A 21,879-nucleotide genomic window follows, 5' to 3' on the forward strand; every position below is an offset into this window, starting at 1 on the left:
TCCCATCAACTACGCCTCGGGACCGGAGAGCACCCCGGCCCCGAGTTCCAGCAGCTCGGCGGCCAGCGCACGACCGAGCTGCTCTCCTGCGGTCAGGTCACCGGTTGCCGATGCGCGCATGATGTCGACGGCCCCGGCCGGGTCGTCGGCGTCGTACGCGGCGGCGACCCCGCGCAACGACAGGCGGTACACGACCCTGTCGTCGGCGTCGAGATCCTCCACTACCTCGGCCAAAGCGCCAACCGGCGCGCTGCAGCCCGCTTCGAGCGCGGCGAGCATCGCCCGCTCGGCGGCCACCGCGGCGCGGGTGGCCTCGTCGTCCACTGTGGACTGGAGTAGGTGTTCGACGTCGACGTCGTCGACGCGGCACTCGACCGCCAGCGCGCCCTGCGCGGGGGCGGGCAGCATCTGGATCGGGTCGAGGGTCTCGGTGATCTCGGCGAGCCTGCCCAGCCGGGCCAGGCCCGCGCGGGCCAGCACGACCCCGTCGAGCTCGCCGTTGGTGACCATGGCGATGCGGGTGTCGACGTTGCCCCGGATCGGCACGATCACGTGGCCGAAGCCGAGCGCGCGCAGCTGCGCGGCGCGCCGGGGGGAGCCGGTGCCCAGGCGGGAGCCGGGGGGCAGCTCGCCGAGGGTGAGGCCGTCGCGGGCGATCAGCGCGTCGCGCGGGTCCTCGCGGGGCGGCACCGCGGCCAGCGACAGGCGCGGGTCGGGGGCGGTCGGCAGGTCCTTGTACGAGTGCACCGCGACGTCGACGGTGCCCTCGGCGAGCGCGTCGCGCAGCGCGGAGGTGAACACGCCGACGCCGATCTCGGCGATCGGGGCCGACGAGCGGTCACCGGGGGTGGAGATGGTGATGAGCTCGACCGTGGCCCCGGCGCGCTCGAGCACGTCGGCCACGATCCTGGTCTGGGTCAGCGCGAGCGCGCTACCGCGCGTCCCGATCCTGATCACTCGGTCCATGCCGAACCACCGTCCACAGCGGGCTCAAGGGGGGATGTCACGGCCGCGGGCCGCTGCGGGTCGAGCGCGAACAGCTCGCGCAGCGCCTCGGCGTAGCCGGTTCCGCTCGGTCCGGAGGCCAGTTCCTTGACCCGGACCGTCGGGGTGTGCAGCAGCTTGTCGACCACCCGGCGCACCGTGCGGGCGAGTTCTTCGCGCACCGGGGAGTCCAGGTCGGGCAACCGCGCGTCCAGCCGCAGCAGCTCCGCGTCGACCACCTCGGCGGCGCGGCGGCGCAGCGCGGTGACCGTGGGGGTCACCTCGGCCGAGCGCTGCGCGGCGAGGTAGCCGCGCACCTCCTCGGCGACGATCTCGACGGCCCGCTGGGTGTCGGTGCCGCTCGGCGACTCGGCCAGCCGCCGCTGCAGGCTGGCCAGGTCGACCACGCGCACGTCGTCGACCTCGGCGACGCCCTCGGCGACGTCGCGCGGCAGGCCGAGGTCGCAGATGACCAGCGGCCTGCCCGCGCGGGGGAGCACGGTGTCCTCGGTGATCACCGCGCCGACCGCGCCGGTGCAGGAGACCACCAGGTCCGCCTCGGCGACCCGCTCGGCCAGCTCGCCGAGGCCGGTGGCCGTCGCGGGCACGCCCTGCTCGACCAGCGACGCGGCCAGCCGCGCCCCGTTGGCCTCGGACCGGTTGGCGACGACGACCTCACCGATGCCCGCGCGGCGCAGCGCGGCGGCGGTGAGACCACCCATCGACCCGGCGCCCACGATCAGTGCGCGCCGCCCGGCGAGCCCCCCGAGCGCGGCGTCCGCGTCGGCCAGGGCTTCGGAGACGACCGAGCCGCCGACCTGGTCGAGGCCGGTGTCGGTGTGTACGCGCTTGCCGATGCGCAGCGCCTGCTGGACCAGCTCGTGCAGGGTGCGCCCGACGGTGCCCGCCGCACGGGCCGAGCTATAGGCCGCCCGCACCTGACCGAGGATCTGCGACTCGCCGACGACCATGGAGTCGAGACCCGCAGTGACGGTGAACAGGTGCTGGGCCGCTGCGGCGGCGTAGTGCACGTAGAGGTGGTCATAGAGGGCGGCGACATCGGTGCCGGAGTGCCGCGACAGCACGCCCGCGATGTCGGCCAGTCCCGCGTGGAACGCCTCGACGACGGCGTAGACCTCGACCCGGTTGCAGGTGGAGACCAGCACCGCCTCGGCGACGTTGTCGCAGGCCAGCAGGTCGGCGAGGACCTTGGGGACGTCGACGGCGGACACGGTGACCCGCTCCAGCAGCCGCACATCGGCGCTGCGGTGCGACATCCCGACCGCGATGACGCTCATGAGACGACCAACCCGTCCACGGCCCGCCCGTTGGCCTCGGCGAGCACGGCGGCGTTGTCGGCCCGGCGGGCCACGTGGAAGGACAGGACCTGCAGCTCGACGGCCAGGTCGACCTTGCGGACCTCGACGTGGTCGGGGACCTGCAGCACGACCGGGGCGAAGTTGAGGATGCACTGCACGCCCGCGGCGACCAACCGGTCGCACACGGCCTGCGCGGCTGGCGGCGGCGTGGCGATCACGCCGATGGAAACCTCCCGCTCGGCGCACACGCGCGGGATGTCGTCGATGTGCTCCACCGGCAACCCGCCGACGGGCACGCCGACCAGATCGGGATCGACGTCGAAGAGAGCGGTCACAGGAAACCCCCGTCCTGGGAACCCGCCGTAGTTGGCAAGGGCGTGTCCCAGGTTACCGATTCCGATGACCGCGACGCTGTGCTTGCGGGTCAGGCCGAGGATCCGCTCGATCTCCTCGATCAGCACCGCGACCTCGTAGCCGACACCCCTGGTGCCGTACGAGCCGATGTAGGAGAGGTCCTTGCGCAGCTTCGCCGAGTTCACCCCGGCGGCGACGGCGAGTTCCTCGCTGGAGACGGTGCCCGCGCCGTGCTCCTGCATCCCGGAGAGCACCCGCAGGTAGACGGCCAACCTGGCGACGGCGGCCTCGGGGATCGCCCGCGCCCGCTCCCGAGCGGCGGGCACCTCGGTGACCCTCGGGATCGGGGTGGTGATCTCGGCGGCGGTGGGGGCGGGCGGGGTGGCGCCGACCCCGTTCCGCTGGCCTCGCTGTGCCGCCACGCTGTAGCTCCTCGAGGGGTTTTCGTCTCCGGGTCGCCATTACGGTACCGCTTGTGAACGTGTGCACAAAGTCAGTGGCCAGCGGCTTGACCAAGCCCACAACGTGACCCGGACGACTCCCCCTCCCCGCGGCGGGTGGGCGGGCCGCACACCCGCCCACCTGCGCGCTTGGTCCGCTTAGGCCTTCGGCATCAGCACCGAGTCGATGACGAAGACCGTCGCGTTCTTCGTCGGGATGTTCCCGCAGAGCACCTTCGCGCCATTGATCGTGACGTCGTCGCCCGACCCCGCGATCGTGATGTCCCCGCCCGCCGCGTTGAGCGACTTCACCGTCTTGGCGGCGAGCAGCCCGTCCTTGTTGTAGCGCTTGGCGACCACGTGGAACTGCAGGATGGGGGCCAGCGCCGTCGGGTTCTGCGCCAACTCCTGGAACTTGGCCTCACCCAGCGCCGCGAAAGCCGGATCAGCCGGGGCGAACACGGTCAGGTTGTCGGTGGTGTTGAGGGTGTCCGCGAGCCCGGGAATCGCCTGGACCGCGGCCACCAACTTCGTCAACAGGGGATTGGTCCCGGCCGCGGTGGCGACCGGCTGAACCCCCATGGAGGTGAGCCCACCAGAGGCGTCCCCCTGCGGCAGGTCCTTGCAACTGGGCCCGAAGACATCGGCCGCCGTGGTCACCCCATCACCGGCGGCCGCGGCGGCACCCATCTTGGAGGCAGCGGTAGTGGTCGCCACAGGGGCGGCAGAGGAAGAGCTGCTCCCCGTCTCGCTGCTCCCGCACGCGGCCAGGGACAACGCGACCAGTGCGACACCGAGGACCGGCTTGAGTTTGCCCACCAGGATCTCCTTAGAACGTAGACAGTCCTAAGAGTTCGCCACGGCCGGACGTCCTGGTTGGCGCGCCGAGCCCGTGTCCCCGGAAGGGGTGAATCGCGCGATGCCCGAAAAGATCACTCCACAGTGAACAGTGAAGAGTGCCACCCCGTTGCCCCGTCGGGGATCGGCGGCACCCGCACATCCGTCTGCACCACCCCGTTGCGATCCGTCGCCCGTACCTCGGCCCGGTGACTCCCGGAGGTCAGCGAGAAGGTCGTCCGCCAGTGCCGCCAGGTCTGGTCGTTGACCTCGGCGGCCAGGTCCGCCGCCTGCCACGGTCCGCCGTCGACGCGGACCTCCACCTTGTCGACCCCCACGTTCTGCGCCCAGGCGATGCCCGCCACGGTCACCGGTCCGGCTGGCACGGTCGCGAACCCGCGCGGTACGTCGATCCGGGACTGGGTCTTGATCGGCGCCCGGGCAGCCCAGCCGCGGTCCTCCCAGTAGAACGTCTTCGTGCCGGAGCGGATCAGCTCCAAGTCCACGACCCACTTGGTGGCGGAGACGTACCCGTAGAGGCCGGGCACCACGAGGCGCGCGGGGAAGCCGTGCTCGACCGGCAGGGGCTCGCCGTTCATGCCGATCGCCAGCATGGCACCGCGGCGGGGGTCCATCACGTCGGCCAGCGGTGTTCCGGCAGTCCAGCCGTCCGTGCTGGTGGAGAAGAGCAGGTCCGCGTCGGCTCCAACGCCCGCTTCGAGCAAGAGGTCGCGCAGGAGCACGCCGGTGAAGTTGGTGGTGGAGATGTAGGGGCCGCCGACCTCGTTGGAAACGCAGGTCATGGTGATGGTGCGCTCGACGAGGGGACGGTCGCGGATGTCACCGAAGTCGAGGTTGAGCTCCGTGTCGACCATGCCGTGGATGCGCAGGTGCCAGTCCTCGGCGCGGAGGCGGGGCACGGTAAGAGCCGTGTCGATGCGGTAGAAATCCTTGTTGGGCGTGATGAACGTGGGCGTGCCGATGCTGGCGAAGTCCGCGCCGTTGGGGATGGCGGGGGCCGGAGTGGCCGGCTTGAGAGAGCCGACAGCGGCGCGAGAACCCTCTACGTCAACGCGACCGGCCAGGAACTGACCGAACCCGCCGAAGACGCCTGCGCCGACGGCAAGACCGCCAGACAGGCGCAAGAAGGTGCGGCGGGATTCGTCATCGGTGCGTCCCAGGGCGGTTCGGTGCAAGAAGCGGAAAGCGAGCACACCGGCCAAGAGCGCCGCTATAGGCGCAAGTACGGCGACAGCACCTAGGTCTGGCCGGTTGAGCACAGCGATGATCCCGAGCAGACCAAGGACCCCGGCCAACACCAACCCAGGCAGCGGCGACCGGCGCGACAGGAGTCCAGCCACCACGGCGAACCCGAGGATCGTTAGGCCCATCCCGCTGAGCAGGACGAGCTTGTCGTAGGTGCCGAAGGTGCGGACCGCGAAGTCCTTGAGCCAAGTCGGCGTGAGGTCGATCGCGGTGTTGCCCACGGCGAGGAACGGCGAGGCGTTGGGGCCCACGAAACCGGCGACGAGGTGACCAGCAGCCAGAGCGGCTGCCACGGCGAGTACGCCAATGAGTGCGGCAACCCTCTTGCGCAAAGTGTCCACAAGAACACTTCGTAGCCGAAAGCTCCGAGGTTCGCCGCCGAAGGCGCCGGGGTTCGCTCAGGCCAACGCCGCGCGCAGCCGGTCTTCCTCGACCTGCCAGTACCCGTGCTCGGCGTCGTCGACCAGGATCACCGGCACCCGGTCCCCGTACTCGGCGCGCAACTCCGGATCGCTGTCCACGTCGACCGCCGACCAGCGCACGTCCAGGTCCGCGCAGATGCGGGACACATCGGCCTCGGCCACCTCGCACGCGTGGCAGCCCTGCCTGGTCATGACGGTCACCCTGCTCATGGCTCGACGCTACCGCGCAGGCCCGCCCGCCGGATCTTGCCGGTGACCGAGTGCGGCAGGGACTCGGCGAACTCGACGACCGCGGGCACCTTGAACCGCGCGAGGTTCGCCCGGCAGTGCTCCAGCAACCGCTCCTTGGTCAGCTCGACGCCTTCCCTGGGCACGACGACCAGCCGGACGCGCTCCCCGGCGCGTTCGTCCGGCACCCCCACCGCGGCCACCTCGGCGACCTCCGGGAGCTCGCCGACGACCTGCTCGACCTCGTGCGGGTAGACGTTGAAGCCGTTGACGATGATCAGGTCGGTCGCCCGGTCGACCAGCCGCAGGTCCCCGTCGCCGTCGAAGTAGCCGACGTCGCCGGTGCGGAACCAGCCGTCGGCGTCGGGGCCACCGGCACCGTCGGGCCAGTACCCGCTGAACAGGTTCGCCCCGCGCGCGGCGACCAGGCCGGTGTCGGAGTCCTCGCCGAAGTCCGACGCGAGCGACTCGTCCGGGTCCGCGGACGCGGCCACGGGCCTGCCCTCGGCGTCGACCAGGCGCAACTCGACCCCGGGGATCGCCCCGCCGACGAACCCCGGCTTGGCCACGCCGCCGACCAGGGTGGACGTGAGCACCGGGCCGGTCTCGGTCAGCCCGTACCCCTCGAAGATCGATAGACCCGTCTCCTGGCGGAACAGGGCGAGCGTGCGCGGCTCGAGCGGCGCGGCGCCGGAGGTGAGCACGCGCGCGGTCGCCAGCGCCTCGCCGAGCCGGTCGCGGCCCGCGGTGGCCAGCGCCTGGTAGATCGCGGGCACCCCGACGAGCGTGGTCACCCGGTGCTCGCGGCACGCCTCCAGCGCGGTGTCGATGTCGAACTTGCCGGTCAGGACTCCGGTGGCCCCGGTCAGCGCGACCTGCCACAGGCCGGACAGGCCATAGGCGTGCGACAGCGGCACCGCGAGCAGGACGCGGTCGGCCTGGGTCACGGGGGCGGGTCGCAGCGCGGCGCACTGCGCGGCGTTGGCCAGCAGCGCGCGGTGCGACAGCATCACGCCGCGCGGGGTGCCCGCGGTGCCGGAGGTGTAGCAGAGCAGCGCGATGTCCTCGCCGCCCGCACGGCGCGGACCTGCGACTTCCGACTCCGAGGAGTCATCGAGCACCGGATCGGGGAGGGCGGTGACGACTCCCCCGGTGCGATCGGTAACCCTGGGTACGCCGAAAGCGAAACACACACCGCTGTGGTCGAGAACCCGCTCGACTTCACGGGCCACCGCGTCGGTACCGATCGGCACCGCCACCGCACCGGCCCGCAGCACCGCGAACAGCACGACACCCGCCTGGAGGCTGTTGGACATCACCACCGCGACCCGGTCACCGGGGGCGACCCCCAGCCCGGCCAGCGCGTTCGCGTAGCGGCCGACCACCGCGTCGAGCCGCTGCCAGCTCAGTGAGCGCGCGTTGGGCACGTCGACCAGCCCGGGGTGGGCGGGTACCTTCTCGCTCGCCGCGGTCAGCAGGTCGGCGACATTGCCGGTGGACTCTTCCGCCATCACCACGGCCCTCTCCTGACGTATCCAGCAGTTCGAACCCCGACCAGGAAGCGACGGGCGCCGCAGTGTGGCACGCATCACCCACGTCACGGTTAACTACCTACTCCGACCCCATCCTGGCCCACCCGCCGTTACCTACCGAAAAGTAACCACAGTCAGCTGCGATGCCCCGGCGGAGGCGCGACCGCCGGGTCCGAGGGAGTGTGCGGCCGTCCGATGACCCGCCAGACGCGATCCGACCCGACCCGACCTGGTGTGCCGTCGGCCCGGTCGGCCACCGACGGCGCCGGGCAGCCGGGCGCGGCGGTGCCGGAGGAGGCGCACAGCGAGTCGTGGGCGCTGGTGCACGCCGCCCAGCAGGGCGACACGGTGGCCTTCGGGCAGCTCTACGACCGGTACGTCGACGTGGTCTACCGGTACGTCCTGTTCCGCGTCGGCGACCGCGAACTGGCCGAGGACGTCACCAGCGAGACCTTCTTACGGGCCTTACGCCGGATCACCTCGGTCACCTACCAGGGCCGCGACGTGGGTGCCTGGTTCGTCACCATCGCCAGGAACCTGGTGCTCGACCACGTGAAGTCCAGCCGCTTCCGGCTCGAGGTCACCACCCCGGAGATCCGCGACTCCGAGCGGCTCGAAGCGGGCCCCGAGCAGCAGGTGATGTCCAAGGTCACCCGCGAGGCGCTGCTCGGCTGCGTCGACCAGCTCGGCGACGACCAGCGCGAGTGCATCGTGCTGCGCTTCCTGCAGGGCTTGTCCGTCGCCGAGACGGCGGAGATCATGAACCGGAACGAGGGGGCGGTCAAGGCGCTGCAGCACCGCGCGGTGCGCCGACTGGCCCAGTTGCTGCCCCCCGAACTGCGATGAACCGGCCCGTCAGCGCGGCCCCGGGTCGTCCGGCTGCCAGAGTGTGCGTTGCCCCTTTGGGGTCAATCGATATGTGCCACGTGGCCGGGCCGTAACCCGGGGACAGACGAGTCGTTTCATCCACAGCGAGACCCACAGGAGTCGGAGCGGGATGGTGGACAGCGGAGCCGGGTCGACCGGACCCCAGGGCGAGCGGTCGGACAGACCGCGCGCGGGCCGCGCGCACCCCGGTCTGGTCGACGAACTGGGTCCCGAGTTCACCGACGACGACCACGCCGTGGTCGAGCTGCTCGCCACCCTCAGCCGCGACACCGCCCCCAGCGCCGGGGCGCGGGAGCGGATGCGCGCCAAGATCACCGCCAGCCTGGTCGCCGACCCCCTGCACCCGGCCGAACCGGCCGCCCCGCCGGATCCCGCTGTGTCGGACCCCGCTGTGTCGTCGGATCCCACCCGCCCGGCCCAGGACGAGCAGCCGCGTGTCGAGCGCCCCTCGCCGTCCCCGCGCCGCCCAGGGGAGGCCCGCCAGGGTCGGCCGCAGCGGGCCGGGCGCGCCCCGCGCGGCCGCCGCGATCCGGACTCGGCGCCAGCGACGAGCCCCTCGCTCCGCGGTTCCACCCGGGCCAGGTTCACCGTGGCCGCCGTGGCCGTGTTGGCGCTGGTGTTCTCCCTCGCGGGCATGAGCCTGCTGCTCGCGCGCGACGCGCTGCCCGGTGATCCCCTCTACGGGGTGAAGCGGACCGGTGAGGCCGCCGCGCTCGGGCTGACCTTCGGCGAGGAGGAGAAGGCGTTCAAGCACTTGGAGTTCGCCACCGCCCGCGTCACCGAGATCGAGACGCTGGCCCTGCGCTACGCGAACCCCGACGACGCCCCGACCTCCGGTTACCTCGCCGCGCTCGGCGACTTCGACAACGACGCGATCTCGGGCAGCCGCGCGCTGACCGCCGTCGCGACCGGCGGCGACGGCAGCCAGCTGGCCACCCTCCGCGCCTGGGCCGACCAGCAGGGCGCCCGGCTAGCCGCCCTGCGGCCCAAGCTGCCGTCGGAGACCGACAGCAGGCTCTCGGCGTCGTTGGCGGTCCTGGACCGGGTCGAGGGCCGCGCGGCGGCGCTGCTCGCGCGGATGGTCTGCTACCAGGTGACCTCCGGCGACCTGGACGAGATCGGCGCGCTCCCGGCCACCGCGGCCTGCGAGGTGCGCCCCGACGCGCCCAGGATCCTGTCGACGCCGAGCTCGCAGGCGGGCAACACGCCGAGCCCGGGCAGCACCGGCACACCGCAACCGACCAGCCCGCAACCCGGCCAACCGAGCGTCACCACAACCCCCTCGGCACCCCGGTCCAGTTCGCCACCACCCCTGGTGGACCTGCCGCCGATCATCGGGTCCCCCAGTCCCGGCCCCGGCACCAGCACCCCGGTCGTCCCCGGCGTGTCGGTGCCGCTGCCGTTGCCGCTGCCCCCGATCGAGGTGCCGCAGCTGCTGCCGGGCATCGGGCCCATCCGGATCGGCTGAGGTCGCCACCGCGGTGTGCGCGGGATCGCTACCCTGGTGGGCACAGCGAAGAACCAGCGGGGAGGCGTGCGGTGTCCGTGCGGCGTGGGGGTAGGAAGAACCCCGAACTCGAACGCCTCGCCGCGCTCGCGGGGGAGGCGAGCGCCGAGGCGGCTTCCGTCGCGATCGAACAGTCCGACAGCCCGGCCCCCATCGACCTGACCGCCGCGGCGTTCTTCGACGTGGACAACACGATCATGATGGGCGCGTCGATCTTCCACTTCGCCAGGGGGCTGGCCGCGCGCAAGTTCTTCTCCAACTCCGACCTGGTCAAGTTCGCGCTGCAGCAGGTGATGTTCCGGGTCGGCGGCAAGGAGAGCGCCGAGGGGATCCGCAGCAGCAGGGAACAGGCGCTGTCCTTTGTGGCCGGTCACACGGTGGCCGAGCTGAGCGCGCTCGGCGAGGAGATCTACGACGAGCTGATGGCCGACAAGATCTGGCCGGGCACCAGGGCGCTGGCGCAGATGCACCTCGACGCAGGGCAGCGGGTCTGGCTGGTCACCGCGACCCCGGTGGAACTCGCCGCGATCATCGCCCGCAGACTCGGCCTGACCGGCGCCCTGGGCACGGTCGCCGAGAGCACCCCCGACGGCGTGTTCACCGGCAAACTCGTCGGCGAAATGCTCCACGGCCCGGCAAAGGCACACGCGGTCCGGTCCCTGGCCGCACGAGAGGGCCTGGACCTGCGCCGCTGCACCGCGTACTCCGACTCCTCCAACGACATCCCCATGCTGTCGGTGGCCGGGACGGCGGTGGCGGTCAACCCGGATTCCGGCCTGCGCGAGGTAGCCCGCAAACGCGGCTGGGAAATCCGCGACTTCCGCACCGGCCGCAAAGCCGCCAAAATCGGCGTCCCCTCCGTCATCGGCGCCGGAGCCCTCGCAGGCGCCGTCGCCGCAGGCCTCGCCTACCGCAAGCGCGCCATCTAGACACCCGCGCGACACCACTCAGCCAGCAGCCGCCAGTTCAGCCCGCCCACCGGCACCAGAGACCGCAGGCTTGCCCACCGCGCACGCGCCGTCCAACACCAGGCACCCCGCCGGTGGGCGGTGGCCGTCACAAGCGCCGCCCACACCTGCAGACTGCGGCCAACCCGACTGTGACACCCATCAGGGCCTGCGAGAGGTAGCCCGCAACGCGACCGGAAGATCAGCAACCCCCGCACTGGCGGCAAAGCCGCCAATCGGCGCCCCTCCGTCATCGACGCCGGAGTCCCAGCAAACGCCGTTGCCGCAGGCCTTCGTCTACCGCAAACGCGCCATCTAGACCCCGCACCGCCGACGGGGACATGCGCCTTGGACTGCGAGCGAACACGGCCGAGCCAGCCAGCAGCCACCGATTCAGCGCCTCCACCACCGGCGCCCCAGCGCGAGCGCCGTCCAGCCCGCGGCATCGCAGGCTGATCCACGTCCTCGACGTCGGGCGCACCCTTCTGTACCGTTGTGAACATGAGTGTTCCGCCGCGAACATCCAAGTCCGTCCTGGAGATCGCCGCTGAGGTGTTGGTGCGGGATGCGACGGCGTCGTTGGCGCAGGTTGCCGCGGCGGCGGGGATTGGGCGGACGACGCTGCACAAGCGGTATCCGACGAGGCAGCACTTGCTGGTCGCGGTGGCCGAGGAGTCCCTGGACATCCTCGACCGGGCCATCGAGGGGGCCATGAAGGACGACCTCGGCCAGGCCCTGCGCGACCTGGTCGACGTGCTCGTGCCGCTGGGGCCTCGGCTGGAGTTCTTGTTGCGGCAGCCTTCGCTCGACGCGGAGCCGGAACTGCAGGCGCGGTGGGTGCAGGTCGACCGGCCGTTGACGGAGTTCATGGGGCGGGTTGCCGAGGCAGGGCTACTGCGCCGTGGGGTCGCGCCGTGGTGGGCGGTGTCGTCGCTGTACGCGGTGGCCTACACCGCGTGGGAGGGCGTGGCACTGGGGAAGTTGGCGCCGTTGGATGCGCCGGGGTTGGCGTACGGCACGTTGATGGGGGGAATCGGGGCATGAGTTCGGTACTGGCGCTCGGTGCGCGGTTGGGTGTGCAGCGCGCGGCGTTGTGGGCGATGGCGGCGCGCGGCGATGACGTGGCGCGGTTGTTGTCGGCGCCGTGGCGGGGCAACCCGTATCCCGTCTACGGGCGGCTGCGCAACGGCCCGGGGGTGCACCGGAGCAAGACCGGTGTGACGGTGGTGGCCTCGCACGAGCTGTGCTCGAAGGTGTTGCGGGACCGGACCTTCGGCGTGCGCACCGCCGACGGGCTCCAGCCGCCGCCGTTCGTGGCGTCCGGGTTGTCCGGCGAGGTGCCGGTGATCCCGTCCTTCCTCGAGTTGGACCCGCCCGACCACACCCGGCTGCGCGCGCTGGCCAGGCCAGCGTTCAGCCCGGCCAAGATCGAGGGTTACCGCGGCTCTGTGGCGGTGACCGCCTCGAAGTTGCTGCTCCCGCTGGCGTTCGACGACCAGTTCGACCTCATGGCGGAGTTCGCCGGGCCGCTGCCGATCACGGTGATCAGCGCGCTGCTGGACATCCCGGACGTCGACGCGCAGGTGTTCGCCCGCTACGGCCGGGTGCTCGGCGCGTCGCTGGACGGGGTGCGGTCGGTGCGGCACGCGCTGGCCGTGCGCCGGGCGAACCGGGAGTTGCGGGCGCTGTTCACCCGGCTCATCACCGAGCGCAGGGCGGACCCGGGCGACGACGTGATCAGCGTGCTGGCCGCTTCCGACGAGCTCACCGACTTGGAACTGGCGACGACCTGCGAGTTGCTGCTGGTCGCGGGCTACGAGACGACGACCAACCTGATCGGCAACGCCGTGTGGGCCTTCGCCCGCCACCCGGACCAGTGGGAGCGGCTGCGCGCGGACGAGGCGCTGATCGGCCCCGCCGTCGACGAGGTGCTGCGGTACGAGGCGCCGGTGCAGGCGACCGCGCGGATCGCGCACGAGGACACCGAGATCGGCGGGGTGCCGGTCGCCAAGGACGGCATGGTCGTCGTGCTGATCGGGGCCGCGGGCCGGGACCCGGCGGCGTTCGACCGGCCGGACGAGTTCGACATCGGCCGCGGGCGCACCGACCACCTGGCCTTCTCCAGCGGCGCGCACTACTGCCTCGGTGCCCCGCTGGCCCGGTTGGAGGCCGAGGTCGCCCTGCGGAAGTTGGTCGAGTGGCTGCCCGAGCTCGTCGTCTCCGGGACGCCGCGGTGGCGGCCGACCACGGTGATCAGGGGGCTGCGGTCGCTGCGGCTCTACCAGTAGCCGCTAGCCGAGGAACGGGTTCCCGCGCTGGTTGAGCAGCTTGTAGAGGGTCTGCTGGATGGTCTCGCGGATCTGGTCGGTGAGGGTGAACAGCAGCATCGGGTCGTCGTCGGCGCCGTACTCGGCGGTGGGCACCGGTGGTCCGAAGTGGATGTGCCACTTGGACGGCAGCGGGATCGCCCCGAGTGGACCCAGCAGCGGGAACAGCGGTGTGATCGGGAAGTACGGCAGCCCGAGCAGGCGCGCGAGCGGCTTGAGGTCGCCGATCTTGGGGTAGATCTCCTCGGCGCCGACGATCGAGCACGGCACGATCGGGGCACCGGTGCGCAGCGCGGCGGAGACGAACCCGCCGCGGCCGAAGCGCTGGAGCTTGTACCGGTCGGCGAACGGTTTGCCGATCCCCTTGAAGCCCTCCGGCCAGACGCCGACGAGTTCGCCAGAGCGCAGCAGCTGCTCGGCGTCGGGGTTGCACGCCAGGGTCTGCCCGGACTTGCGGGCCAACGCGCCCAGCAGCGGCACCTGGAAGACCAGGTCGGCGCCCAGCATCCGCAGGTACCGGTCGCGGTTGTCCTTGACCGCGACGGCGGTCATCAACGCGTCCCACGGCAGCGTGCCCGAGTGGTTGGACACGACGAGGGCCCCGCCGGACGCGGGGAGGTTCTCGGCGCCGGTCACCTCCACCCGGAACCACGTGCGGTAGACGGCCCGCAGCGGGGGCAGCAGGAGGGTTTCGGTGAGGTCGGGGTCGAACCCGAACCGGTCGACGGTGTAGTCGCCGGTGAGCCGCCGCCGCGCGAACCCCAGGGCGTCCGCCACGGCCCCCCGCAGGCCCGTGGCGGGCTCGGCGGGCGGTGCCGGTCGCAACGGGGTGGGCTCGACCGGTGGGCCCTCCTGGGTGGGCTTGCGCTGCCGGTCGCCGCGATCCAGGGGGATGACCTGAGCCTGCTGCACGCGTGTCACCTTCACCGGGTACCCCCGACGGTGCGTTCGAGACGCTCGATCACCGAGGTGTCAACCACGGGGCGTAGGCCGCTGCCGTGGACGTAGTCGTCGAACGCCTGACGGGTAGTCCACCTCGGGGTGAACCCGAAGACTGTTCGCAGTCGGGTCGTGTCCACGACCCGGCCGTGGTTGAGGTAGCGGACGTGGTCGGCGGAGAAGTCGACCACCCGCGCCCCGCGCAGCAACCTGCCTGCGGTGGGCATCGCCGCGCGCGGCACCGGGAACGGGATCCGGCCGGCGCGGCGGATGGCCTGCGAGAGCAGCAGCACCCCGTCGCCGCCCGCGTTGAAGACACCGGGGACCGGGTTGGTCACGGCCCGCTCCAGGATCGCCAGGGCGTCCTCGGAGTGCAGCAGCTGCAGCCGCGGGTCGAAGCCGAGCACCGTCGGCACCACCGGCAGCGCGAAGTAGCGGGTGAGCACGGTGTCGACCTGGGGGCCGATGAGGTTGGTCAGCCGGATCACGGTCACGTCGACGTCGGGTCGGCGGCGGGCGAACCCGCGGACGTACCCCTCGACTTCGACGGCGTCCTTGGCGTACCCGCTGGAGGACAGCTCGCGCGGCGGGTCGTCCTCGGTGAGCACCGCGGGCAGCCGGGCGCCCGCGCCGTAGACGGCGGCGGTGGACTTGACGACGAGCCTGCGCACCGACGGCGCCCGCTGGCAGGCGGCGAGCAGCTGCATCGCGCCGATGACGTTCATCTCCTTGACCGCGCTGCGCCGGGCGGGCCCTGGCGGGATGGCGGTCAGCGAGGCGTGCACCACGGTGTCGACCTCGGCCGAGGTGATGACCTTGGCGATCAGCGGGTTGCGGATGTCGGCGCGGACGAACTCGGCGCGTCCGGCTCCCGCCGCGGCCTCGATGGAGCTGTGCGGGCCGACGGTGTCGACGCCGAGCACGCGTTCGACGGTCGGGTCGGCTGCCAGCCGGGCGGCCAGGTGGCCACCCAGGTGAGAGCCGACACCGGTGACCAGGACGATCCTGGGCGGCATGGGGACCCCCTGGGGGTGGGCGTTCAGCTGCCGAGCCTACTCGCGCCGAACGCGGTCCCCAGGATGGGCAACGCAGTGTTAACGCAGGTCACACGGGGTGTTACCCGGCGGCGTCCGCGCGCGCGGACGCCGCGGGTCGACACTACTTCTTGAGCTTGCGACGCTGGACGCGAGTCTTGCGGAGCAGCTTGCGGTGCTTCTTCTTCGACATGCGCTTGCGACGCTTCTTGATGACCGAGCCCATGTGTGTCCTTACGTGTTTCTAGGTCGTTCCAGGTGTCCGGCGCTCCGGTGCGGCGGTCACGTCACGGACGCGCGCCAAGACACCAGGCACAACGGCTGGCCAGCCTACCGGGCCCGGTCAGCGCGCTCGCGGGCGGGCGGCTCAGCCCGCGTCGAAGTAGGCGTTCTGCAGGTAGTCGTGCACCGCCTTCTCCGGAACCCGGAACGACTTGCCCACCCGCACCGCGGGCAGCTCACCGCTGTGCACCAGCCGGTACACCGTCATCTTCGAGACCCGCATCAGGGCCGCCACCTCGGCCACCGTCAGGAATTGCACCTGCGGGAGGCCGGGCGGATCGGAGTCGCGCTTGCTCGCAGGCATGATCCACCGCGTCCTTAACCACGCGCCGCGCCGCCGGCTTCCCCACCGACGGATTCGACACGCACGTGTACCGATCGAGAGTAGCGGGACACGTGTGACAAGTGCGACGTCACTTCGGGTTCAATCTGCCTCGTGCGCCCGACCGAGCTCGCGGGAGCGGTCGCGGGCCGCCTCGATGGCGGCCAACAACGCGGCGCGCACGCCGTGCCGCTCCAGTTCCCGGATGGCCATGATGGTGGTCCCCGCGGGCGAGGTGACGGCCTCACGCAGGGTCACCGGGTGCTCACCGGTCTCCGCCAGCATGGCCGCGGCGCCGACCGCGGACTGGATGATCAGCTTCTCGGCCACCGCGCGCGGCAGCCCGAGCAGGATGCCCGCGTCGATCATGGCCTCGACCAGGAAGAAGAAGTACGCCGGGCCGGAGCCCGACAGCGCGGTCACCGCGTCCTGCTGCGACTCGGGCACCCGCACGACCTTGCCGACGACCGAGAGCAGCTCCTCGACCACGGCCAGGTGCAGCGAGCTGGCGTGCTTGCCGGGCGAGATGGCGCTCATGGCCTCGCCGACGAGCATCGGGGTGTTGGGCATGACCCGCACGACCGGGACGCCTGCGGGCAGCCTGCGCTCGAACAGGGCCGTCGGCAGGCCCGCGCACAGCGAGACGATCAGCGTGTCCGGGCTGACCGAGGCGGCGAGGTCGTCGAGCAGCGGGTCGATGTCCTGCGGCTTGACCGCCACGACGAGCACGTCGGCGGTCTTGGCCGCGGTCGGCACGTCCACCGCGTCGATGCCGTAGGTGTCGGTCAGCTGCGCGCAGCGGCCCGCCGAGCGCTCGGTGAACAACAGCTCGTCGGCCTGCCTGCCGCCGTGCAGCAGCCCGGACAGCAGGGCCTCGCCGATCTTGCCTGCGCCGAGCACCGCGATCACCGGCCGTGCGTTCGCCTCAGTCATGGCGAACAGGCTAACGACTCGTTCCCGGTTTTCCCGGTCGCGGTCCCCGATCGGGTAGTCGGGATTTGCCGCACCCGGCGAAACTATGGTCTAGACCATCGCTCGCACATTGTGGAAAACAGTGAAAAAGTCCCCGACAACGGTGATGCACTAACCGATCGCCGATAGCGCCAACTGTCGCGCTTGGCAGACCAGCCTGCCGGTGGAATCTACCACGGTGGCGTCGGAGTCGAACCAGACCCCGTGCACCGCTTTGGACTCCACCTGGATCCGCAGCCACCCCGGCGCGGGCCGCGACCGCAGGTGCGCGGTGAGCTGCACCGTCGGCGACCACCCCAACCGGCCGAGGTTGAACGTCACCGGCATGGAGATGTCCCCGGCCACTAAGGCAAACAGCGGGTCGGCGTGCTCGCCCCTCGGCCTGGCCCACAACCGCAGCCGCAGCGGATCGCCGATGTGCCCGTGCAGGAACCCGGCCCCGTTGGGGTCGAGCCGCACGTCGCACACCTCGCTGAGCTTGAACACCGACGCCGAGGGCACGGTGGACAGGTCGATGGCGTTGCCGGGCGGTTCCGCGGCCTGGTTGGGCAGATCCGTCCAGGCCGCGCGCTCCCTGGGCAACCTGCCGGTGGTGACCACGCCCTCGACGCAGCTGTGCCCGCTCTGCTCCAGGTGCACCGCGACGACCGTGGTGCGGCGCCCGGACTTGCGGACGTCGGTGCGCAGCAGGACCGGGCCGACCCCGGGTGGGCGCAGGAATTGCGCGCTCACCGCGAGCGGGTCGACCAGCGGCGCGCCTGCCCCGCTGTGCGTGGCCACCGCCGCTTTGGCCAGCAACGCCATCAGGAATCCCCCGTGCGGGCGCCCGCCGACCGTCCAAGGGGCCGGGAGGTCGGCGGTGAACGTCCCGTCCCCCAGCGGGCGCACCCGGATGGCCGCGGCGAACGCCCCACCAGCCTGCGCGGGCCCGCCCGCCCGGACGTCGCCGTGCCCTGCAGCACTACTCATGGGCGATAGCCTGCCACGCCCGCGTCCGCGATTTTGCGCTGTGCCACGGATCGGGGTTCTGCTCAGCTCCGGGTGGCGAGTGCGCGGAGGAAGAAAGCGGTGTTCGCGGGTCGCTCGGCCATCCTGCGCATCAAGTAGCCATACCACTCCCCGCCGTAGGGTACGTACACCCGCACGGTGTGGCCCAACTGCGCCAACCGGAGCTGCTCATCGGGTCGGATACCGAAGAGCATCTGGTGCTCGAAGCTGCCCGGTTTGCGGCCGAGCGCCTCGGCGCGCTCGCCGATGATCCGCACCAGCCGCGGGTCGTGGGTGGCGAACTTGGGGTAGCCGTCGCCAGCGAGGAGCGCGTTCGCACAGCGGACGTAGCTCTTGTCGACCTCGATCGGGTCCTGGAAGGCGACCGTCTCCGGTTCCTTGTAGGCGCCCTTGCACAGCCGGACCCGCGAACCGGAGGTGGCCAGCGCGGTGACGTCGTCGAGCGTGCGGTGCAGGTAGGACTGCAGCACGGCGCCGACCCACGGCCAGGTGCGGCGCAGCTCGGCGAGGATGCGCAGCGTGGAGTCCGTGGTGGTGTGGTCCTCCATGTCCAGCGTCACCGTTGTGCCCGCCGCCTCGGCGGCCGCGCAGATCCGCTTGGCGTTGGCCAGCGCGAGGTCCTCGTCGAACATCTGCCCGACCGCGGAGAGCTTGACGCTGACCTCGGCCCGGTCCGCCAGGCCCTCGGCGTGCAGCTTGTCCAGCAGCTCCAGGTACGCCTGCACGGTGCCCTCGGCGAGGGTGGCGTCGGTGGTGTCCTCACCGAGGTGGTCGAGGGTGACGGTGAGACCGGAGTCGACCAGTCGCCGGGTGACGGCGACGGCGTCTGCTGTGGTCTCACCCGCCACGAAGCGGCGCACGACGTCCCGGCTCACGGGAGCGGTCGCCACCAGACGGCGGATGGTGCCGTTTCGCGCGGCAGCCAGAATCAACGAACGCAACGGGTTCACGCTGGGAACTGTACGGCCCGGTGTCCCGTCGAGCCATACAGCCATCCGGTCGTCCTACGTTTGCGCCGAACTGTCTACTATCCACCCAGGTGGGCTCTGGCGAACCGCAGCGCCTCGGCCAGATCCGCCTCCCGCTCGCCCGAGGTCTTGGCCCGCCGGGTGCTCACCTCGACCACCACCTGACCGGTGAATCCACTTCCGACCAAGCGCTCGCACAGCGCCGCGCACGGCTGGTCACCACGCCCGGGAACGAGGTGCTCGTCCTTGGGCAGCCCGGTCCCGTCGGCCAGGTGGACGTGCCGCAGCCCAGCGCCCATCCGGTCGGCCAGCGCCATCGCGTCCACATGCGCCGCCGACGTGTGCGACAGGTCCAACGTGTAGTTGCGGTGCCCCACGTCGGTCGGGTCGATCGATGGGCGGAACGCGCTGACCTCCACCCCGCCCTTGCGCACCGGGAACATGTTCTCCACGGCGACCGCGATCCCGCTGCCGTCCTCCAGTTCGGCCACCAGGTCGGCGAAGCCGTCGGCGTAGCGTCGCTGCCAGCGGAACGGCGGGTGCACCACCACAGTCGGGGCACCGAGGTCTTGGGCCGCCTCGACCGCGCGGCGCAGGCGGACGTCCGGGTCCGGCGACCAGATCCGCTGGGAGACCAGCAGGCACGGGGCGTGCACGGCGAGCACTGGCGCACGGCGGTGCGACTGGCGGGCGAGCGCGGGCACGTCCTGGCTCAGCGGGTCGGCCCAGACCATCACCTCGACGCCGTCGTAGCCCAGATCGGCGGCCAGGGTGAACGCCGTCGACGCGGTCCTCGGCCACACCGACGCGGTCGACAGACCGACCCGGATCACCGCCCGAGCAGCAGCAGCGCCGCGGGTGAGACGGTGACCAGCAGCCCGACCAGTACCGCGAGCACCGTGGTCTGCAGGTCCTCGGCCCGGCGCACCTTCCGCACGATCAGCACCAGCCCGACGATCACCGCGAGCGCGCCGACCAGCGCGGCGGCGGGCAGCACCCGCCACAGCCAGTTGAAGATCAGCCACACCACGGCACCGCCGACGACGCCGAGCGCGAGCTGACCGACCATGATCAGCCACTCGCGGCCCGCCGAGCGCGGCTCCTCGTCCGCCTCCGGCTCGTCGTCGTCCTCGAGCGCCCGGTCGTCGTCCTCGTCGAACTGGTCCTCGTCCTCGTCGAAGCGGTCGTCGAGGTCGTCCTCGTCCAGGTCCACCCCGCCGCGCTCGGGGCGGCGGGCGAACTCGTCGTGCGCGGAGTAGTCGGTGAACCTGGTCGCGGCCTTGTCGTCGAACCCGGCGAACTCGTCGCGGAACTCCGGCGGCGGCCCGTTCTGGTCCACCGCGGTCTGCGCCGAGTCACCGGGGAAGTCACCGCGGTAACCGGGCGGTCGAGGCGGCACCGGCAACGGCTGCGACACCTGCGGGACCGGCAGCGGCTGGGAAACCTGAGGCGGGACGGGCAGCGGCTGCGACACCTGGGGCGGCGGCACCGGGGTCTGCTGGGTCGGTTGCGGCCTGCGGCCACCCCCGGCGACCCGCCTGGGCAATGGGGCCCGGTTGGGCGCCAGACCGGCGGGCGGCTCGGCGGGGTCGGGCAACGGGTCGTCCGCTGGGACCCGGGGCAGCTGCTCGGTGTGCGGCTCACCCACGTCCGGCCTGCGCGCGGCCACCGGCTGGTGCTGCTCGCGGGGGTCGACCGGGCGGGGCGGCTCCGGGCGGGGCGGCTCGTGCCGCACGGGCTCCTGGCGGACCGGCGGCCTCGGGTCCTCACCGCGCACCGGCGGGCGCTGCTCGTCAGGCCTGGGCTGCTGCCTCGGGTCGACCGCGGGGCGGGCGAGCTGGCGCGGATCGGCCTGCGGCCCCGGCGGCGGCGCCACCGGGGGGTGCTGCTGGGTCGGCGGCTGCTGGTCGACGCGCGGCCGGGCCCTCGGGTCGACCGGGGGCGGCTCCGGACGGGCGCGCCTGGTCGGCAGCGGGAGCTGCTGCGAGACCTGCGAGCGGTCCTGCCGGTGCGAGACCCGCTCGTGCGGCGGCTGGTCCTCGCGGATCGGCAGCAGCTTGCCGCTGTCGGACATGACCCGGTCGATGATCGCCTGCGGCGCGGTCTCCGAGGCGTCGTCCGGTTTGCGGCGCCGCCTGCGGGGCGCGCCGTCGCCGGAGTTGCCGCCGTACTTGGCCAGCAACTCGGCCACGGTGCGCTGGGTGCGCTCCGAACCACCTTCTTGACTCATCCACTCCACCGTGCCCCGTGCGGGCTGATCCGTCCAGTGCCCGCGCGCGCCGCGGGCGGCGCCACCCCGTCTGGGGTGGCGGCCACCCGGATCTTGTCAATCCGCGAGAACAGTGTGGTCCTCACCATTCGTCTGGTCCAGCCGCCGCAGGATGACCCCTTCGCGCAGCGCCCACGGCCCGATCTCCACCTCGGGTAGTGACAACGCTCGCATAGTGGCCTGGGCCACCAGTGCACCGGCCACCAGTTGGTGCGCCCGGCTGGGGCTGACCCCCTCGAGTTGGGCCAGGTCGGCGGCCGACATGCGGGAGATGAACGCGATCAACTGGCTCAGCCCGGTGTCGGTCAGCACCCTGCGGACCCGCGGCCCGGCCGAGGACGGGGCGGCACCGGTCAGCCTGGCCAGCGTGCGGAAGGTCTTCGAGGTGGCCACCGCCCGGTCCGGGGTGCCGTACTTGGCGACCCGCTTGGCGATCGGGGCCAACTGCTCGTCGAGCCAGCCGACCGTGCGCTCGACCTGCTCGCGGGTCGGCGGGTCGCTGGTGAACCGGGTGCGGGTCAGCCGACCGGCGCCCAGCGGCAGCGACCAGGCGAAGTCCGGGTCCTCGTCGATGCCAGCGGCGATCTCCAGCGAGCCGCCGCCGATGTCGAGCACCAGCAGGTTGCCCGCCGACCAGCCGTACCAGCGGCGGGCGGCCAGGAAGGTCAGCCGGGCCTCGTCCTCGCCGGAGAGGACCCGCAGCTCCACCCCGGTCTCCTTGTGCACCCGGCGCAGCACCGCCGCCGAGTTGCCCGCCTCGCGCACCGCGGAGGTGGCGAAGGCCATCAGGTCGGCGCAGCCGAGCCGGACCGAGGACTCCCTGGCCGCGGCCACGGTGCGGACCAGTTCGTCCGCGCCCACCTTGGACAGTTGACCGGACGAGGTGATCCGCTCCGCCAGCCGCAGCACGGTCTTCTCCGACCGCGCGGGCGTGGGGTGGGCACCCCGACGAGCGTCCACCACGAGCAGGTGGACGGTGTTGGACCCGACGTCGAGCACACCTAGACGCACTGGGGCACCGTACCGGGGCCGGG

22 protein-coding genes are annotated in these 21,879 nt (G+C 72.1%); 5 read left to right on the forward strand and 17 right to left on the reverse strand.

What is annotated here, in order from left to right:
- Nucleotides 1-9: 9 nt before the first annotated feature.
- The 7 genes from hemC to JOD54_RS03665 all read right to left on the reverse strand — a co-directional run bounded on the left by hemC (nt 10) and on the right by JOD54_RS03665 (nt 7,361).
- On the reverse strand, nt 10-966 hold the full coding sequence (hemC, locus tag JOD54_RS03635) for a hydroxymethylbilane synthase (RefSeq protein WP_204449171.1): 957 nt from the start codon (nt 964-966) through the stop codon (nt 10-12).
- A complete protein-coding gene (locus JOD54_RS03640; protein WP_204449172.1) occupies nt 954-2,282 on the reverse strand; it encodes a glutamyl-tRNA reductase in 1,329 nt (442 codons plus the stop codon). The genes hemC and JOD54_RS03640 overlap by 13 nt, the downstream gene beginning before the upstream one ends.
- Nucleotides 2,279-3,079 (reverse strand): redox-sensing transcriptional repressor Rex, encoded by an 801-nt coding sequence (locus JOD54_RS03645; RefSeq protein WP_204449173.1) that lies wholly within the window; start codon nt 3,077-3,079, stop codon nt 2,279-2,281. Before JOD54_RS03645 ends, JOD54_RS03640 begins: the two co-directional genes overlap by 4 nt.
- A gap of 177 nt (nt 3,080-3,256) precedes the next feature.
- On the reverse strand, nt 3,257-3,916 hold the full coding sequence (locus tag JOD54_RS03650) for a fasciclin domain-containing protein (RefSeq protein ID WP_204449174.1): 660 nt from the start codon (nt 3,914-3,916) through the stop codon (nt 3,257-3,259).
- Between the two features lie 113 nt (nt 3,917-4,029).
- On the reverse strand, nt 4,030-5,493 hold the full coding sequence (locus tag JOD54_RS03655; RefSeq protein WP_307859817.1) for a molybdopterin-dependent oxidoreductase: 1,464 nt from the start codon (nt 5,491-5,493) through the stop codon (nt 4,030-4,032).
- A 105-nt stretch (nt 5,494-5,598) separates the two neighbouring features.
- Nucleotides 5,599-5,832, reverse strand: coding sequence for a glutaredoxin family protein (locus JOD54_RS03660; protein ID WP_204449176.1), 234 nt, complete (start codon nt 5,830-5,832; stop codon nt 5,599-5,601).
- On the reverse strand, nt 5,829-7,361 hold the full coding sequence (locus tag JOD54_RS03665) for an AMP-binding protein (protein WP_204456059.1): 1,533 nt from the start codon (nt 7,359-7,361) through the stop codon (nt 5,829-5,831). The genes JOD54_RS03660 and JOD54_RS03665 overlap by 4 nt, the downstream gene beginning before the upstream one ends.
- A gap of 216 nt (nt 7,362-7,577) precedes the next feature.
- On the opposite strand from JOD54_RS03665, the gene JOD54_RS03670 reads away from it, so the two are divergent.
- From JOD54_RS03670 to JOD54_RS03690, 5 genes are all read left to right on the forward strand, one after another.
- Nucleotides 7,578-8,228 carry a sigma-70 family RNA polymerase sigma factor gene (locus JOD54_RS03670; RefSeq protein ID WP_239573269.1) on the forward strand — a complete coding sequence of 217 codons (651 nt, stop codon included), beginning with the start codon at nt 7,578-7,580 and terminating at the stop codon, nt 8,226-8,228.
- A 151-nt stretch (nt 8,229-8,379) separates the two neighbouring features.
- On the forward strand, nt 8,380-9,738 hold the full coding sequence (locus JOD54_RS03675) for a DUF5667 domain-containing protein (protein WP_204449177.1): 1,359 nt from the start codon (nt 8,380-8,382) through the stop codon (nt 9,736-9,738).
- A gap of 71 nt (nt 9,739-9,809) precedes the next feature.
- A complete protein-coding gene (locus JOD54_RS03680; protein ID WP_307859818.1) occupies nt 9,810-10,706 on the forward strand; it encodes an HAD family hydrolase in 897 nt (298 codons plus the stop codon).
- Between the two features lie 519 nt (nt 10,707-11,225).
- Complete coding sequence (locus tag JOD54_RS03685; protein ID WP_204449178.1) at nt 11,226-11,768, forward strand: TetR/AcrR family transcriptional regulator; 543 nt, start codon at nt 11,226-11,228, stop codon at nt 11,766-11,768.
- Nucleotides 11,765-13,012, forward strand: coding sequence for a cytochrome P450 (locus JOD54_RS03690; protein ID WP_204449179.1), 1,248 nt, complete (start codon nt 11,765-11,767; stop codon nt 13,010-13,012). The genes JOD54_RS03685 and JOD54_RS03690 overlap by 4 nt, the downstream gene beginning before the upstream one ends.
- Nucleotides 13,013-13,015: 3 nt before the next feature.
- Here JOD54_RS03690 and JOD54_RS03695 read toward each other — a convergent pair whose 3' ends face one another.
- From JOD54_RS03695 to JOD54_RS03740, 10 genes are all read right to left on the reverse strand, one after another.
- Entirely contained in the window at nt 13,016-13,972 is a 957-nt protein-coding gene (locus JOD54_RS03695) for a lysophospholipid acyltransferase family protein (protein ID WP_372440254.1), read from the reverse strand.
- A 2-nt stretch (nt 13,973-13,974) separates the two neighbouring features.
- Entirely contained in the window at nt 13,975-15,006 is a 1,032-nt protein-coding gene (locus JOD54_RS03700; RefSeq protein WP_204449181.1) for an NAD-dependent epimerase/dehydratase family protein, read from the reverse strand.
- Nucleotides 15,007-15,148: 142 nt separating this feature from the next.
- Nucleotides 15,149-15,250, reverse strand: a complete 102-nt coding sequence (locus JOD54_RS03705; protein WP_018684825.1) for a 30S ribosomal protein bS22 — start codon at nt 15,248-15,250, stop codon at nt 15,149-15,151.
- Between the two features lie 141 nt (nt 15,251-15,391).
- Nucleotides 15,392-15,610 carry a helix-turn-helix domain-containing protein gene (locus JOD54_RS03710; RefSeq protein WP_204449182.1) on the reverse strand — a complete coding sequence of 73 codons (219 nt, stop codon included), beginning with the start codon at nt 15,608-15,610 and terminating at the stop codon, nt 15,392-15,394.
- A 120-nt stretch (nt 15,611-15,730) separates the two neighbouring features.
- Nucleotides 15,731-16,561, reverse strand: coding sequence for a pyrroline-5-carboxylate reductase (proC, locus tag JOD54_RS03715; RefSeq protein WP_204449183.1), 831 nt, complete (start codon nt 16,559-16,561; stop codon nt 15,731-15,733).
- A 150-nt stretch (nt 16,562-16,711) separates the two neighbouring features.
- Entirely contained in the window at nt 16,712-17,569 is an 858-nt protein-coding gene (locus JOD54_RS03720) for a thioesterase family protein (RefSeq protein ID WP_239573270.1), read from the reverse strand.
- A gap of 62 nt (nt 17,570-17,631) precedes the next feature.
- Nucleotides 17,632-18,558, reverse strand: a complete 927-nt coding sequence (locus tag JOD54_RS03725) for a proline dehydrogenase family protein (protein WP_204449184.1) — start codon at nt 18,556-18,558, stop codon at nt 17,632-17,634.
- 77 nt (nt 18,559-18,635) lie between these two features.
- Complete coding sequence (locus JOD54_RS03730) at nt 18,636-19,409, reverse strand: sugar phosphate isomerase/epimerase family protein (RefSeq protein WP_307859820.1); 774 nt, start codon at nt 19,407-19,409, stop codon at nt 18,636-18,638.
- Nucleotides 19,406-20,806 carry an Rv0497 family membrane protein gene (locus tag JOD54_RS03735; RefSeq protein WP_204449185.1) on the reverse strand — a complete coding sequence of 467 codons (1,401 nt, stop codon included), beginning with the start codon at nt 20,804-20,806 and terminating at the stop codon, nt 19,406-19,408. The genes JOD54_RS03730 and JOD54_RS03735 overlap by 4 nt, the downstream gene beginning before the upstream one ends.
- 96 nt (nt 20,807-20,902) lie before the next feature.
- Complete coding sequence (locus tag JOD54_RS03740; protein WP_204449186.1) at nt 20,903-21,856, reverse strand: Ppx/GppA family phosphatase; 954 nt, start codon at nt 21,854-21,856, stop codon at nt 20,903-20,905.
- Nucleotides 21,857-21,879 lie beyond the last annotated feature (23 nt).

The organism is Actinokineospora baliensis, from assembly GCF_016907695.1.
In the GTDB taxonomy this organism is placed as follows: Bacteria; Actinomycetota; Actinomycetes; order Mycobacteriales; family Pseudonocardiaceae; genus Actinokineospora; species Actinokineospora baliensis.